This window comes from Halosimplex amylolyticum (genome assembly GCF_051414035.1).
Lineage (GTDB): Archaea > Halobacteriota > Halobacteria > Halobacteriales > Haloarculaceae > Halosimplex > Halosimplex amylolyticum.
Window position 1 is genome coordinate 271,271 of the sequence record NZ_JBLKNW010000001.1, and the last position, 14,139, is coordinate 285,409.

The window sequence follows — 14,139 nt, forward strand, 5'->3', positions numbered from 1 at the left end:
GTGCCGGCCGTCCGGGGGGACGGTCGACCTTTCCGGTTCCACGACTCGTGAGCCGCAGGTCTCGGGGCCGCCGGCCGCGTGGCGCCCGGACCGAGCCCGCGCGAATGCCGCGAACCGATCCGTTCAAACGGCGACGGCCCGACGCGGAGGTATGGACGGGACGCGGATCGTCGACCTGGCCGACCTCTCGACCGACGACACCTTCCTCTTCCGCGTGCACTCGACGGACGGCGAGGCCGTCGCCAGCGGGGACGCGGCGCTCCGGTCCGACGAGAACACGGCGACCAACGTCGACGGCGGTACCGCCGATGACGCCGACGATGCCGACGCTTCCGACGGCATCGCGATGCCGGACGACATGCAGGGGGACGACGACGTGCGGGAGGCGATCCTGCTGCGATTGGCGACCGAGAACGGCGATCCGGCCGACGACGTCGTCTGCTGGCTGAACTACTGCCAGCACATGACCCACATCAAACTCGACAAGGGCTCGGGCGCGCCGGTCCGCGACGGCGAGGTCGTCTGCGTCAACCACGGCGCGCTGTTCGCGGCCGACTCCGGGGAGTGTACCTACGGCCCCTGCGAGGGGGCGTTTCTGAACGAAGTCGACGTACGGGTCGCCGACGAGGGCGTCTTCCTCGCCGACGACGAGTACGAGTTCGTCGGCGAGGGCCCCGTCGAGTCCGACGACCACGATCTGTCGTCGTCCTCGAACGTGATCCTGTAGCGGGTCGAGGTGTTCTGTAGCGGGTCGGCTGGCCTATTCGATGACGAAGGTCGGTTCGGTGACGGACTCGCACTTGCACTCCGGGCAGCGCGCCGGACGGTTGACGAGGTCGTCGAACTCCTCGAATCCGCAGTCGTCGCAGGTCGGCGGCGCGACGAGCAGCGTCTCGTCGGTCGCGTCGAGGGACTGGGAGATGTGTTCGACGTGGTCGAGGGCGGCGTCGGTCCGGACTTCGAACTCGCGGGCGAGCGCGCCGGCGGCCATCGGTTCTTCCCGCAGACGGTCGGCGATTCGCTGGCGTGTCGTCCGACTGGCCTCGCGCATACCGGGGGTTGGGGAAGCGTTCACAAATCCTTTCTGGCGGTGTATCCCCTCCCGGACCCCGCCGTGATCGCCACCCGGGACGGCCGTGGTACGTTGTCGCAATGAAAAAGACCTTCACTTGCCGCTGAGGAGGGTGGGGTATGGACGCCGTCGTACTCGCGGGTGGTTACGCCACCCGTCTCTGGCCGATCACGCGCCATCGGCCGAAGATGATGTTACCGGTGGGCGAGACGACCGTGATCGACCGGGTGCTCTCCGAGCTCGAATCGGACGACCGGATCGAGGACGTCTACGTCAGCACCAACGAGCGCTTCGCCCCCGACTTCGAGGCCCACCTCGCCGAGCGCGACTACGAGAAGCCCCAGCTGTCGGTCGAGGACACGACCGACGAGGACGAGAAGTTCGGCGTCATCGGTGCGCTCGCCCAGCTCGTCGACCGCGAGGGCGTCGACGACGAGGACCTGCTCGTCATCGCCGGCGACAACCTCATCAGCTTCGACGTCAGCGACTTCGTCGACTTCTACGAGGAGAAGGGGGGCACGACGCTCGCCGCCTACGACGTCGGGTCGCGCGAGAAGGCCAAGTCCTACGGGCTGGTCACGCTGGACGGCGACGAAGTCGTCGACTTCCAGGAGAAACCCGAGAACCCCAACAGCACGCTGGTCTCGATCGCCTGCTACGTCTTCCCGTCGGACCAGGTCCGGTTCGCGGAGTACCTCGCCGACGGCAACAACCCCGACGAGCCCGGCTGGTTCGTCCAGTGGCTCGTCGAGCGCGACTCGGTCTACGCCTTCGCCTTCGACGAGGCGTGGTTCGACATCGGGACGCCCGAGAGCTACCTCGACGCGGTCGCGTGGCACCTCGACGGCGGCAACCAGATCGACGAGGACGCGGCCGTCGAGGGGACCGAACTCGGCGAGAACGTCCACGTCCTGGGCGACTCGACAGTCGTCGACTCGCACCTGGACAACTCCATCGTCTTCCCCGACGCGGAACTCCGCGACTGCGACATCCGCGAGTCGATCATCGACCGCGACACGCACGTCGAGAACCTCGATCTGGCCGGCGCGCTCATCGGCGCCCACACCACCATCACGAACGGCGACGGCGACCACTGACCGCCGCGTCGCGACCTCCCTGTTCTCTCTACGTCCGGGCCGACCGCCGATTCAGCAGCAGGCGCCGTCGGAACACTGGTCGCCGGTCTCGCCGTCCGCGTCCGTGTCCGCGTCCGTCTCGGCGTCGAAGAGCGCGTCCGCCAGCGCTCGGGCGACCGCGACCCCTTCGGCGGCCGGGACCGCCGTCGTCGACGCGTCGACCTCGGCGGCCCACGTCTCGTACTCCTCGGCGTCTTCGAACGTCTGGATGTACCCGCAGACCTCGCGGTACACCGCTTCGATGGGCGTCTCTTCGGTCCGTTCGACGTCGTCGGAGACGCCGATGGAGACGAGCGCCTCGTCGTGCGAGAGGGTCGTCCCGTCGGGACTCATCTCGAACGTGACCTCGGTCTCTCGCACTGGCGTCGTCGACCGGACGGTTCCGGTCTCTCCGGTCAGGTACGGGTAGACCAGCGGGTCGAGGACGCAGATGTACGTCTGCACCCCGTCGTCGCCGACGAACGCGTGGTCGCCGTCGTCGGTCGTACAGAGGTCGTCGACGGTCGGCCGCCGGTCGTACGTCCGCTCGACGGCCTCCCGAATCGTCGCGACCCACTCGGCGGCCGTCTCCGGCCGGTCGTCGCTCCCGTACAGCCGCGCGAACCCGTCCCCGACTTCCGGGGGAAGCGCCACGTCAGCGAGCGATAGTTTCGGTTCGGTACCGTCCAGATTGTCTGCATCAATCCACATGCGTCTATACTTCGGAGAGCAAAGTTATTAAACTGTCAAGTCCAAAGCATCGAACGAGATGCGCGAATCCGAAGCCATGGCGGAGAGCGAGTGTGAGTGCACGGATCCGGGATGTCGCTGTCTGCTGTCGGAACCGATGGCGTTGCTCGGCCGCAAGTACGTGATGGACGTCGTCTGCGTCGTCGCGAACCACGGGACGGTGCGGTTCGGCGAGATCGAGGCGCACCTCCCGGGCGCGAGCACGTCGACGCTGTCGACGCGGCTGGACGAACTCGTCGAGGCGGGGCTGGTCGAGCGCGAACGCTACGCGGAGATCCCGCCGCGCGTCGAGTACGAACTCAGCGACGAGGGCGAGGAACTGGGCGAGCGACTGCAGCCCCTCGTCGAGTGGGCGATGGAGCGGGACGAGGGATGTTGCTGATCGGGTCTGGACAGGATTCGGTGTTAGACAGTCGGTGGCAGGCGGCGTGGAGCAGTGGCTCGGGAACGGTACGGAGCCGCGGCTCGGAAGTCTGAGTCGGCTGAGGGGAGTAAGCCCCCTTCTGTTCGGCCCGGCATTCGGCTGAGCGTTCGCGCCCTGTCCGGGCTACCTTGCGGCGCGGACTTGCACCGGTGAGGATTCGCCGTTCCATCCGTTCTCCACCGTCGGACGCGAAGCGCCCGACGAGCCCGCGAGTCCGGAGGACTCGCGGACGCCTTCTACCCTCGGTGGGTTAGCTCCCCGTCGCTTCCCGGCGAGGCCGGTCGCTTCGGGTTCGCGCACGTCATCGGTCGGGCGGAGCGGTCTCGTTTCTGTTCCAGCGCCAGCGGTCTCCCGCTCCGGGTTTGCACCCGGTCACCTGCCCGGACGGTGGGGGGACTTTCCTCATGCACCTTGCCCGCGAAGCGGGTGCCGGCGCACGGAGGCCGGGCTCCCTCTGCCACCGAACCGTAGACGACTCCGACGATTAAGGCGTTCGGTCCGCGTCCCCGCCCGTCGCCCGACAGTGGGGCGATTTTTATGGGCCCCACCCCATGTCTCCGGTAGACATGCGTTCCGCCCTCTCCGCAGTCGTCGTCGGTCTCGTGGTGCTGTCGACGGTGGCCGCCGTTCCCGTCGCCGGCACTCAACAAGCTGACGACGCGACGACCGACCGGTCGTCCGCCGCGAGTGGTATCGACGCCGCCGGCGCCGCGACGCAGGCCGCAGACGACTGCGCGCCGGTCGCCAACGGGAGCGTCCCCGAGGACCCAGAAGACGACACCCTCGGCTGGGAGAACGGCTGCTGGTACAACGAGTCGATCGACGTGACACGCGGCGACGGGCTCAACGACACCGAACTCGACGCCGTCGTCTCCCGCGCGATGGCCCGCGTCGAGGAGGTCCGCGAACTGGAGTTCAACGAGACCGTACCCGTCGCGGTCATCTCCCGCGAGGAGTTCCGCCAGAGCAACGCGACCGGCGGGAACTACTCGGTCAACAACAGCCTCCATCAGAACGCCAAGTGGGAGGCCATGCTGATGGTCGGCGAGGACACCGACGCCATCTCCGTGCAGCAGTCCAACACCGGGTCGTCCGTCCTCGGCTACTACAGCCCGCGCCAGGAGCGGATCGTGATCGTCTCCGAGAACACCACGGCCCCGAAGATGAACGAGGTGACCCTCTCGCAGGAGCTGTTCCACGCGCTGCAGGACCAGCAGTTCAACCTCTCCTCGTTCAACCAGACGACCCGCGAACTCCACAACGCGCGCGACGGGATCATCGAGGGCGACGGCAATCTCGTCGACACGCTCTATCAGGAGCGTTGCGAGGCGGAGTGGAACTGCCTGATGCCGCAGACGCAGGACGGTGGCGGTGACCTGCCGCAGGACTTCCACTGGGGGATGTACTTCGTCACCTTCCAGCCCTACAGCGACGGACCGAAGTTCGTCGACCAGATCTACAGAGCCGACGGGTGGGACGGCGTCAACGCCGTCTACGAGAACCCGCCCGCGAGCACCGAACAGGTAATCAGCCCCGAGAAGTACGGCGAGGACGAACCGACAGACGTGCGATTCACCGATCAGTCGAACCAGGAGTGGACGGTTCCGCACCTGAAGAACGGGACCGTCGACTACGCGCAGTTCGGTGAGGCCGGACTCGCGACGATGCTGTTCTACCCCACGTACGCCTCCGGCGGACAGGAGTCCCCGGTCGTCGGCGTGCGGTCGTTCTTCAATTACACGGCGGGCGGCCAGGTCAGCCAGTACGACCCGCTCAACTACACGACGCGATACACCGACGGCTGGGACGGTGACAGACTCTACCCGTACGTCACCGACGACTCCGCCGAGACCAACGAGACGGGCTACGTCTGGAAGACCGTCTGGGACTCCGAGACGGACGCCGCCCAATTCGTGGAGGGCTACTCCCTGCTGATCGACTACTACGGCGCCGAAGCGGTGGACGACCGCGCGAACACCTACCGGATCCCCGACGGCGAGTACGCCGACGCCTTCTACGTCAACCACACCGGACGGACGGTGACGCTCGTCAACGCTCCGTCAGTCGAAGAACTGAGCGAGGTCCGCGCGGGCGCCGCGCCGGCAGGCGAGTCGACGCCGACCGACACGGCCACTGGGACGGACGCGCCCGGAACCGACGAGTCGACCGACACCGCCACTGGGACGGACGTGCCCGGAACCGACGCCGGGACGGCGACGCCTATCCCCAACGACGGTGGCGGCATGGACGGCGACGACGGCGACTCGACGGACGCCCCGGCCGAGACCACCGCCGGCGACGGCCCCGGCTTCGGCACTGCGCTCGCGCTCGCTGCGCTCGCGCTCGCCGGACTGGCGCTGCGCCGGCGGGAGTGAGTCGGCCCGATGGAACTCCGGGCGCCTGAATCGGCTCGCGCGCGCGCCGCGCTCGCCGTCGTCGTCCTCGTCGCCCTCCTCGCGGGCTGTTCCGCGCTGGAGTCGCTGGGCGGCCACCCGGCGGGCGACCCCGACAGCGACCGCCTCGGCTGGGAGAACGGCTACTGGTACGACGACGCGGTGAACGTCACCGCCGCCGACGGCTACAACGAGAGCGAGCGCGAGGCCGTGGTCGCCCGGACGATGGCCCGCGTCGAGCAGATCCGCGAACTGGAGTTCAACGAGACCGTCCCCGTCGAGGTCATCTCCCGCGAGCAGTACCTCGAAAACCGGACCGGCGGCGGGAACGGCTCGGCGGCCTACGAACGCTGGAACGACCAGGTCTGGGAGTCGCTGTTCGTCGTCGGCGAGCGCTCGTCGTACTCCAACAGCTCCGACGAGACGCTGAGCCAGACCATCCAGGGCTACTACTCGCCCGGCAAGGACGCCATCGTCCTCGTCAGCGACTCCGAGACGCCCACCATCGACCGGGTGACGCTCGCCCACGAACTCGTCCACGCGCTCCAGGACCAGCACTTCGGCTTCGGTCCCGGCGGCGAGACGCAGGACCAGCAACTCGCCAACCGCGGCGTCACCGAGGGCGACGCCCGCTACGTCGACGTGCTCTACGACAACCGCTGTGACTCGCAGTGGTCGTGCATTCCAGAGCCGTCCCGTGGCGGCGACGGCGGGGGGTCGGGCAGCAGCGACTACAACCGCGGGCTGTTCCTGACCATCTACACGCCGTACGCAGCCGGCTCGCAGTTCGTCGACACCGTCCGCTCCGACGGCGGCTGGGACGCCGTCGACGACCTCTACGACGACCGCCCCGACAGCACGGAACAGCTCATCCACCCGGGGAAGTACCCCGACGAGCAGCCCGTCAACGTGTCCGTCGCCGACCGCTCCAGCGGGGAGTGGCGCCGCTTCGACCACGACCCCGTCGCGGACACCGTCGGCGAGGCATCCATCTACGCCATGCTCGTCCACAACGGCGCCGTGAACCCCGAGAACCGTTACGGCTACCAGTCCACGCCCTCGGCCGGCTGGGGGGGCGACAGCGTCGTTCCCTACACGAACGGCGATACCGGGGCCTACGTCTGGAAGACCGTCTGGGACACCGAGAAGGACGCCAGGCAGTTCCACGCTGCCTACCTGGACGTGCTCGACGAACACGACGCGCGCAACCCGCGCGGGAACGTCTACGTCGTCCCCGAGGACAGCGAGTTCGGCGACGCCTTCCGGGTCGTTCGGAACGGTGATACGGTGCGGATCGTCAACGCTCCCACCACCGACCAGCTCTCCGAGGTCCACTCGCGAACCGGTTGAGTTGGACTCGATCGTGAAATTGGTGATTCTGTGGAAGTCGGCGATCACAGCAGCCAGACCGGCGTGAAAGCCCCACCCGCATAGACCGGTCAGCCAGCAGAAACGGGTGGAATGAAAGGGGCGACCGGTTCGACGAAGGACGACGAAGCAAGCACCGCAACGAGCGGAGCGAGTGAGGAGCGCAGCGAGGCGCCCGAGTCGAACCGGTCGGGGCTTTCACGCTGTTCGCGGCGGTGCCAGCGTTCCGTATACAACTGCCGACTCCAGATCCACATCGAACGCGGACCGTTTTTGGCGGTCGCCTCGGTAGGCCACGACATGACCGACGAGTCGGGCTTCGACATCGTGCCCCCGGAGGCCATCGCCGACGGGCGAGCCACCGACGCCTACTTCGACCGGACGGTCGAGACGCTGGAACACGCCGACCGGAACCCCCACGTCGTCGCGGAAGTGACCGCCGACCAGTTCCCGACCGGCGAGTGGGAGTTACTGGCTGGCGTGAAAGATGCCGCCAACCTTCTGGAGGGCCGCGACCTGGACGTCGACGCCATTCGCGAGGGACGGCTGTTCGACGGCGGACCCGTCATGCGTATCGAGGGGCCCTATCTGGAATTCTGCCGCCTGGAGACCGCGCTGCTGGGCTTTCTCTCCCACCCGACGGGGGCCGCGACCGCCGCGCTCGAAGCCCGCTTCGCCGCGCCCGACTCGACGGTCCTGAGTTTCGGATCGCGACACGTCCACCCCTCCATCGGCGCGATGGTCGAGCGGTCGGCGCTGCTGGGCGGGCTCGACGGGTTCTCGAACGTCGCCGCGGGCGAGGTGATCGGCCGCGAAGCCGGCGGGACGATGCCCCACGCGCTCGTCATCTGCTTCGGTCGCGGCGAGCAGGAAGCGGCGTGGCAGGCCTTCGACGAGGCGGTCGGCGAGGACGTGCCGCGGATCGCGCTCACCGACACCTACAGCGACGAGGTCGACGAGTCCGTCCGCGCCGCCGAGGCGGTCGACGCCCTCGATTCGGTGCGGATCGACACCACGTCCTCGCGCCGCGGCGACTTCGAACACATCGTCCGGGAGGTCCGCTGGACGCTCGACGCCGAGGGGTTCGAGGACGTGGGCATCTTCGTCAGCGGCGGGCTCGGCCCCGCGGAACTCGTGGCGCTCCGCGAGTACGTCGAGGGGTTCGGCGTCGGCAGTCACGTCAGCAACGCGGACCCGACGGACTTCTCGCTGGACCTCGTCGAAGTCGACGGCGAACTCGCGGCCAAGCGCGGCAAACTCACCGGGAAGAAGGCGGTCCATCGAACGGACGACGGCGGTCATCACGTCGCGCTCGCCGCGGACGAAGCGCCCGACAACGCCGAGGCGCTCCTCGAACCGCTCGTCCGGGACGGCGAGATCGTCCGGGAGTTCGACCTCGACGCGGCCGTCGACCGCGCCGCGGCGGACGCGGAGGCGGTCGGGTTCGACGCGCCGGCCGGTGACGACGCGCCTGACCGCGAATCCGGGGACTGATATCGAACGTACCGGCACGTCCGGCCGCCACGTCAGCGTTTACCAGTGTCGGGGCCGAACTACGGAACGAACATGACGACAGTCGAAATCGAATACTGCGTCCCGTGTGGCATGCGCGACCGCGCCGTCGACCTGCAGACCGACGTCCTCGAAGCGTTCGGCCAGCGCGTCGAGGCCGTCTCGCTGGTGACCGGCGACGACGGCGTCTTCGAGGTCCGAGCGGACGGCGAGGTCGTCTTCGACAAGGAGAACGACGAGTACGACGCCGACGCCATCGTCGACGCGATCGGCGACCGCGTCGGTGCAGCGGCCTGAGCGGGGGTCGTCCGCCGACCAGCCGCAAACTCCGACAGTTCTTTCGGGGCGCCGCCGGCACGTTCGCCAGACGTGTCCCCCGCACTGGCGAGAGCCGCCGACGCCGTCGACGACTACCTCCTGGTGTGGGTCCTCTGCTCCGTGGCGGTCGGCGTCCTCGTTCCGGACATCGCGGCGCTGACGCCGCTCGCGACGCCGATCCTCGCGGTGATGATCGGCAGCATCTCGCTGACGCTCTCCCCCGCGGCGTTCAGGGCGGTCCGCCCGCGCGCCCTCGCGACCATCCTCGTCGTCCAGACCGGGATGCCGCTCGCGGGGTACCTCGTGGCCCGCGCGCTCGGACTCGGTCCAGCGCTGACGGTCGGGTTCGTCGTCCTCGGGGCGGTCACGCCGGAACTCGTCGCGCCGGTGATGACGGAACTCGGGGGCGGCGACACGGCGCTGACGACCACCGCGCTCGTCGTCGTCGGCGTCGGGACGCTCGCGCTCGTCCCGCTGTCGGTGCGCGTCCTCGCCGGCGAGTCGGTCGCCTTCGAGACGGCGCGCGTGGTCGAGCAACTCCTGCTCGCGGTCGTCGGTCCGATGGTCGTCGCGGTCGCGGCCCGTGCTCGCTTCCCGGCGCGGGTCGGACAGTACGACGAGTTCTACCCCTCTGTCTCCGCGCTGATGGTGATCCTCGTCATCGGGATCGTGACGGCCGCCAACGCGGAAGTGCTCCGCGCAGGTGGGTCGACCCTGGCGCTCGTCGCCGCCGGCGCGGTGGCGCTGAACGCCGTCGGCTACGCGGGCGGCTGGCTCGCGTCCCGGTCGTTCTCCCGAGAGGAGCGCATCGCCGCGCTGTTCTCGGTCGGGATGCGCGACTTCGCGGTCGCGGCCGCGCTCGTCGTCGGCGCGGGGCTCCCGTCGCTCGCCGCGCTCCCCGCCGTCGTCTTCGGCGTCGTCGAGATGAGTTCGAGCGCCGGGCTGGTGAAGCTGCTCTCCCGGAGCTGACCCCGCAGGCCAGTGACGAGGGCCGGAACGGAACCCCCGCCGGCAGCGACCCGCCGGTGGCCGGCCGACGTATCAACTCGGTCACGATCGGATTGATGTGGAGGTGCCGACTGTATCGTACCGTGAACGACCGTTCTGGAATTCCGGGCCGACCGCGCTTCGGCAGTCGAACAGCCGTCGAACGGACGAGACCGGCGGACTCATGACCGGCGAGACTGGCGCTCGGGAACCGACTCGACTGGCGACACTCGACGTCGGCGCCGCCGGCGGGCGGCCGAAAGTTCTGCTCGGCGACCTGACCGGCGACGGGCGCATGGAGCTGCTGTTCGTCCAGGGCGACGACATCGACGCGACCTACGACCCCCATCAGGTGACCTCGCTCACCGCGATCGACCTCGACGGCGAGGTCCGCTGGCAGGTCGGCGACCCCGACCCGAAGGGCGGGAGCCACGGCGCCGACTTCCCCGCGCAGATCTGGGATTTCGACGGCGACGGCGCGAACGAGGTCGTCTGCGTGATGGACGACGAGTTCCGCGTGATCGACGGAGAAACGGGAGAGATCCAGCGGACGGCCGAACTGCCGGCCCCGCAGGCCCACGACTGCATCGTCCCCGCGAACCTCACCGGCGGCGACGGGCGCCACGACCTGATAGTGAAAGACCGCTATCAGCAGGTCTGGGCGCTCGACTCGGACTTCGAAACGCTGTGGACCCACGAGGGGAACACGGGCCACTACCCCTGGCCGCACGACGTCGACGGCGACGGCCGCGACGAGGTGATGGTCGGCTACTCGTTCCTCGATTCGGACGGCGAGCGGCTGTGGACGGCGGACGTCCCCGACGAACACGCCGACTGCATCTGGGTGGCCGACCTCGACGAGGACGGCGAATCCGGCGACGACGACCCCGAAATCGTCATTGGTGAGGGCGGCGTGTACGCCTACCGCCCGGAGGGTACCGAACGCTGGCGCAACCGCGAGCCCAGAGAGGTCCAGCACATCGCCCCCGGGAAGTTCCGCGACGACGTCGACGGTCTGCAGGTCGCGGGTCTGGACCGCATCGTCCGCGGCGGCCCCGACCAGACGGGGCAGGACGGCATCTTCGTCGTCGACTGCGACGGCGAGATGGTCTGCACCGAGGATCGGGACCCCGGCGGTTGGCTCACGATCGTCGAGCCGATGACCTCGTGGGACGACGCGGATCTGGACTACGTTCTCGCCTGGCGTCGGGGAGGCGGGACGAACCCGACGCTCTACGACGGCCACCTCGACCCGGTCGTCACCTTCCCCGAGGACGGCTACCTGATCCACGGCGACCTGCTCGGCCGCGGGACCGAACAGGTGATCGTCCTCGACGACGGCACCGCTCACGTCTTCGGCGACGAGGAGGTCAGCCTCGACGCGCCCGGTGACGGCCCGTTACCCCAGCCCAAACGGCTGGCGAACTCGACGCTCTACCCCGGCGGCGAGCGACCGGACGGGCCGCTGCACGACGTCTAACGGGCGGAATCGCCCGAACCGAGATACCATCCGCTGACGGCAAACCTATTGGCGAACCGTCCGTAGGACCGCCCATGCAACTGGACGCCGACTCCGCGGCGGTCGTCGTGGTGGACATGCAGAACGGCTTCTGTCACCCCGACGGCAGCCTCTACGCACCGGGCAGCGAGGAGGCGATCGAACCGGTCGGGCAGGCGGTCGACCGGGCGCGCGAGGCTGGCGCAGAGGTGATCTGGACCCGCGACGTCCACCCGCCCGAGCAGTTCGACGACGCCCACTACTACGACGAGTTCGACCGCTGGGGCGAGCACGTCCTCGAAGGCTCCTGGGAGGCCGAGATCGTCGAGGAACTCGATCCCGCGGACGACGACCTGGTCGTCGTGAAACACACCTACGACGCGTTCCACGAGACGCAACTGGAGGGGTGGCTAACCGCCCACGGGATCGACGACCTGGTGATCTGCGGGACGCTCGCCAACGTCTGCGTGCTCCACACGGCCGGCAGCGCCGGCCTCCGGGACTTCCGGCCGGTGCTCGTCGAGGACGCGGTGGGCTGTATCGAAGAGCGCCATCGCGAGTACGCGCTGGAGCACGCCGACTTCCTGTTCGGCGAAGTGACGCCGCTCGACGACATCGAGTTCGCCTGAATGGTCCGGGCCACCGCTCCCGGAACGCTCCGCCGGTACGAACCGCGCGACCGCGACGCGGTCCGGGACCTCCACCGGACGGCGCTGCGCGAGGCGGGGACGAACCCCGAGGACGTGCCGAACAGCGACGACGTCCTGGACGTCGAGGGGAACTACGTCGACGCAGGCGGCGAGTTCCTCGTGGTCGAGCACGACGGCGAGATAGTCGCGATGGGCGGCCTCGCCGTCGAAGACGCGGAGATTCCGGCCGGCGCGGGTGAACTCTTGCGGATCGCAGTCCACCCCGACCACCAGCGAGCGGGGTACGGGCGTGCTATCGTCGCCGGACTGGAGGACGCGGCTCGGGAACGCGGCCTCGAACGGGTGTTCCTGTGGACGGCACAGCGCCAGCGGTCTGCGGTGGCGTTCTATCGGTCCCTGGGGTACCAGGGAACCGACCACCGGACGGAAGGGGAGTACGAACTGCTCCGATTCGAGAAATCGCTCGACGACGGCGGGTCAGCAACGCTGGGACGGGCCGACGGATGAGCGACCCCGTCCGCGGCGAGGTCACGGAGGTCGAGGACGGGCCGGAGTACGACCTCGACTTCCGCGAGCACCCCGAGCGCTACCGGCACACGCCCGACGAGCGCGGCGCGTTCAAGATAGAGCCGTACAAGAGCGAACTCCTGCCGGAATGGGGGATCGCGACGCTCGACGAGGCCGAAGACGGTGCAGAACCGATCTACGAGCGCTACCGCGAGTATCGCGCGGCCGACGACTTCGTCGGGATGGACCTGGCCCGGAAGGACCTCCAGATGGGGTGGACGCGGGCGATGCGCTACGCGAAGTACCCCGGCGGGAACAAGTATCGGACCGACGACGACAGCGAGGCGCGAAGCGCCTCGAAAGCGAGCGGCAACCGCGTCGAACGCGAGCCCCAGCAGTGGTACGACCCGGAGAAACGGGAGATCGCAGTTACGTACCGGGAGTACCTCGACCGCGTTCGCGAGGACGAGGCGTACGAACGGGCCAAACGCCAGCACCGAGAGCACTACGGCGAGTGACCCACCACTGACCCACCGCTAGCCTCGGTTCGTCTCGACGGTGACCGTCACGTCCGTCCCGACGGGCAGGTCGACGGACTCGCCGACGAGTTTCACGCCAGCCCGGTCCCGACCGAACGCCAGGGCGAGCCCCGTCACCGGGTCGCCGTCGACGAGGACGGTCACGTCGTCCCAGGCCACGTCGCGACCGTTCGCACGTCCGACGCGCTCGTCGAGGAGACACACCTCGTCGCGCCCCCCGACGGGCCCGAACACGCCGCCGCAGTCGTAGTGCGGGAGGCCCCCGTCGAGGACGCCCACTCGCTCGCCGTCCTCGTCCGTCACCGCGAGGCCGGCGAACCGTTCGCCGGGCGCGGGATGGGTCGGCGAGTCGAGGACGGCGTAGGTGTCCCCCGCGGCGACGACGGTGCCGGTCCCGTCCCAGTCGAGCGCTTCGATGGGGAGGTCGGGGGCGAGTTCCAGCGGGATCGACCCGGCGGCGCGGTGCAGGTCGGCCCCGTACTCGCGAAACCCGAGGTGGAGGTGGTTCGCGACCCACGGGGCGAAAAATCCGGCGCGGACCAGCCGCCCGAGTGAGTCACCGACTGCGACGGCGTCGCCCGCCGAGACCGCCGGGTCGACGTGTAAGATTCGGGCGACGCGCTCGCCGGTGTCGATCAGGATCAGGTGGTCCTCGTCGGCGGCGTAGGGCTGTGAAGGTGCCGTCACCGTCCGCGTTTCGAGAACCTCGCCGGCGACGGGCGAGGGCGCATCGACGGGCGGACCGTCTTCGGGGTTCGGGCGGGTCGCATCGCCGTCGCTGTCGCCCGGGTAGAGGTCGACGGCGCATCCCCGGTCGTGGGCGGCGAACGGTGAGTTGTAGAGCGTGAACCGCACGTATCGCGACAGGACTGCGGCGGACAGCGTGACGACCATCGGCGGTGGTTCGGGCGGGAGCGACATGACGGTCCCGTTCGCTTCCGCTGCCCTCCCGTTCGACGCCGCTGACCGTCGGAGCACCGCTGCGGTTTTCGGAATCGGGCCCGAA

At 69.0% G+C, this 14,139-nt stretch carries 15 protein-coding genes and 1 other RNA gene; 12 read left to right on the top strand and 4 right to left on the bottom strand.

Annotation, left to right across the window (positions count from 1 at the left end):
- Positions 1 to 151: 151 nt before the first annotated feature.
- Positions 152 to 727: a Rieske (2Fe-2S) protein gene (locus tag ACMGFE_RS01215; RefSeq protein ID WP_436923151.1), complete on the top strand. Its 576-nt coding sequence runs from the start codon at positions 152 to 154 to the stop codon at positions 725 to 727.
- A 33-nt stretch (positions 728 to 760) separates the two neighbouring features.
- Here the strand turns inward: ACMGFE_RS01215 and ACMGFE_RS01220 are convergent, their stop codons facing one another.
- Positions 761 to 1,051 carry a transcriptional regulator gene (locus tag ACMGFE_RS01220; RefSeq protein WP_436923153.1) on the bottom strand — a complete coding sequence of 97 codons (291 nt, stop codon included), beginning with the start codon at positions 1,049 to 1,051 and terminating at the stop codon, positions 761 to 763.
- Positions 1,052 to 1,191: 140 nt separating this feature from the next.
- Here ACMGFE_RS01220 and ACMGFE_RS01225 point away from each other — a divergent pair, with 140 nt between their 5' ends.
- A complete protein-coding gene (locus ACMGFE_RS01225; RefSeq protein WP_436923155.1) occupies positions 1,192 to 2,169 on the top strand; it encodes a nucleotidyltransferase family protein in 978 nt (325 codons plus the stop codon).
- A 51-nt stretch (positions 2,170 to 2,220) separates the two neighbouring features.
- Here the strand turns inward: ACMGFE_RS01225 and merB are convergent, their stop codons facing one another.
- Positions 2,221 to 2,898, bottom strand: coding sequence for an organomercurial lyase (gene merB / locus ACMGFE_RS01230; RefSeq protein ID WP_436923157.1), 678 nt, complete (start codon positions 2,896 to 2,898; stop codon positions 2,221 to 2,223).
- A 58-nt stretch (positions 2,899 to 2,956) separates the two neighbouring features.
- On the opposite strand from merB, the gene ACMGFE_RS01235 reads away from it, so the two are divergent.
- Positions 2,957 to 3,319, top strand: coding sequence for a winged helix-turn-helix transcriptional regulator (locus tag ACMGFE_RS01235; RefSeq protein ID WP_436923159.1), 363 nt, complete (start codon positions 2,957 to 2,959; stop codon positions 3,317 to 3,319).
- 98 nt (positions 3,320 to 3,417) lie between these two features.
- On the opposite strand, the gene rnpB is transcribed toward ACMGFE_RS01235, so the two are convergent.
- An RNA gene (rnpB, locus tag ACMGFE_RS01240) (RNase P RNA component) lies at positions 3,418 to 3,820 on the bottom strand.
- Positions 3,821 to 3,927: 107 nt separating this feature from the next.
- Here rnpB and ACMGFE_RS01245 point away from each other — a divergent pair.
- The 9 genes from ACMGFE_RS01245 (at position 3,928) to ACMGFE_RS01285 (ending at position 13,112) form a co-directional block, all read left to right on the top strand.
- Positions 3,928 to 5,736, top strand: a complete 1,809-nt coding sequence (locus ACMGFE_RS01245) for an Hvo_1808 family surface protein (protein ID WP_436923161.1) — start codon at positions 3,928 to 3,930, stop codon at positions 5,734 to 5,736.
- Between the two features lie 9 nt (positions 5,737 to 5,745).
- Entirely contained in the window at positions 5,746 to 7,104 is a 1,359-nt protein-coding gene (locus ACMGFE_RS01250; RefSeq protein ID WP_436923163.1) for an Hvo_1808 family surface protein, read from the top strand.
- Between the two features lie 318 nt (positions 7,105 to 7,422).
- A complete protein-coding gene (locus tag ACMGFE_RS01255; RefSeq protein WP_436923164.1) occupies positions 7,423 to 8,616 on the top strand; it encodes a nicotinate phosphoribosyltransferase in 1,194 nt (397 codons plus the stop codon).
- 72 nt (positions 8,617 to 8,688) lie between these two features.
- Positions 8,689 to 8,931, top strand: a complete 243-nt coding sequence (locus ACMGFE_RS01260; RefSeq protein ID WP_436923166.1) for a SelT/SelW/SelH family protein — start codon at positions 8,689 to 8,691, stop codon at positions 8,929 to 8,931.
- Positions 8,932 to 9,003: 72 nt separating this feature from the next.
- Positions 9,004 to 9,921 (top strand): bile acid:sodium symporter family protein, encoded by a 918-nt coding sequence (locus ACMGFE_RS01265; protein WP_436923167.1) that lies wholly within the window; start codon positions 9,004 to 9,006, stop codon positions 9,919 to 9,921.
- A gap of 202 nt (positions 9,922 to 10,123) precedes the next feature.
- Complete coding sequence (locus ACMGFE_RS01270) at positions 10,124 to 11,419, top strand: rhamnogalacturonan lyase family protein (protein ID WP_436923169.1); 1,296 nt, start codon at positions 10,124 to 10,126, stop codon at positions 11,417 to 11,419.
- 74 nt (positions 11,420 to 11,493) lie between these two features.
- Entirely contained in the window at positions 11,494 to 12,066 is a 573-nt protein-coding gene (locus ACMGFE_RS01275) for a cysteine hydrolase family protein (protein WP_436923170.1), read from the top strand.
- A complete protein-coding gene (locus tag ACMGFE_RS01280; protein WP_436923172.1) occupies positions 12,067 to 12,594 on the top strand; it encodes a GNAT family N-acetyltransferase in 528 nt (175 codons plus the stop codon).
- Entirely contained in the window at positions 12,591 to 13,112 is a 522-nt protein-coding gene (locus ACMGFE_RS01285; protein WP_436923174.1) for a DUF4385 family protein, read from the top strand. Before ACMGFE_RS01280 ends, ACMGFE_RS01285 begins: the two co-directional genes overlap by 4 nt.
- A gap of 18 nt (positions 13,113 to 13,130) precedes the next feature.
- On the opposite strand, the gene ACMGFE_RS01290 is transcribed toward ACMGFE_RS01285, so the two are convergent.
- On the bottom strand, positions 13,131 to 14,027 hold the full coding sequence (locus ACMGFE_RS01290) for a DUF8155 domain-containing protein (RefSeq protein ID WP_436923176.1): 897 nt from the start codon (positions 14,025 to 14,027) through the stop codon (positions 13,131 to 13,133).
- Between the last annotated feature and the right edge of the window lie 112 nt (positions 14,028 to 14,139).

Bases quoted from the DNA above. Each gene is read 5' to 3' on its own strand.
- ACMGFE_RS01215 (WP_436923151.1), top strand. From the start codon at position 152: ATGGACGGGACGCGGATCGTCGACCTGGCCGACCTCTCGACCGACGAC.
- ACMGFE_RS01220 (WP_436923153.1), bottom strand. From the start codon at position 1,051: ATGCGCGAGGCCAGTCGGACGACACGCCAGCGAATCGCCGACCGTCTG.
- ACMGFE_RS01225 (WP_436923155.1), top strand. From the start codon at position 1,192: ATGGACGCCGTCGTACTCGCGGGTGGTTACGCCACCCGTCTCTGGCCG.
- merB (WP_436923157.1), bottom strand. From the start codon at position 2,898: ATGTGGATTGATGCAGACAATCTGGACGGTACCGAACCGAAACTATCG.
- ACMGFE_RS01235 (WP_436923159.1), top strand. From the start codon at position 2,957: ATGCGCGAATCCGAAGCCATGGCGGAGAGCGAGTGTGAGTGCACGGAT.
- ACMGFE_RS01245 (WP_436923161.1), top strand. From the start codon at position 3,928: ATGCGTTCCGCCCTCTCCGCAGTCGTCGTCGGTCTCGTGGTGCTGTCG.
- ACMGFE_RS01250 (WP_436923163.1), top strand. From the start codon at position 5,746: ATGGAACTCCGGGCGCCTGAATCGGCTCGCGCGCGCGCCGCGCTCGCC.
- ACMGFE_RS01255 (WP_436923164.1), top strand. From the start codon at position 7,423: ATGACCGACGAGTCGGGCTTCGACATCGTGCCCCCGGAGGCCATCGCC.
- ACMGFE_RS01260 (WP_436923166.1), top strand. From the start codon at position 8,689: ATGACGACAGTCGAAATCGAATACTGCGTCCCGTGTGGCATGCGCGAC.
- ACMGFE_RS01270 (WP_436923169.1), top strand. From the start codon at position 10,124: ATGACCGGCGAGACTGGCGCTCGGGAACCGACTCGACTGGCGACACTC.
- ACMGFE_RS01275 (WP_436923170.1), top strand. From the start codon at position 11,494: ATGCAACTGGACGCCGACTCCGCGGCGGTCGTCGTGGTGGACATGCAG.
- ACMGFE_RS01280 (WP_436923172.1), top strand. From the start codon at position 12,067: ATGGTCCGGGCCACCGCTCCCGGAACGCTCCGCCGGTACGAACCGCGC.
- ACMGFE_RS01285 (WP_436923174.1), top strand. From the start codon at position 12,591: ATGAGCGACCCCGTCCGCGGCGAGGTCACGGAGGTCGAGGACGGGCCG.
- ACMGFE_RS01290 (WP_436923176.1), bottom strand. From the start codon at position 14,027: ATGGTCGTCACGCTGTCCGCCGCAGTCCTGTCGCGATACGTGCGGTTC.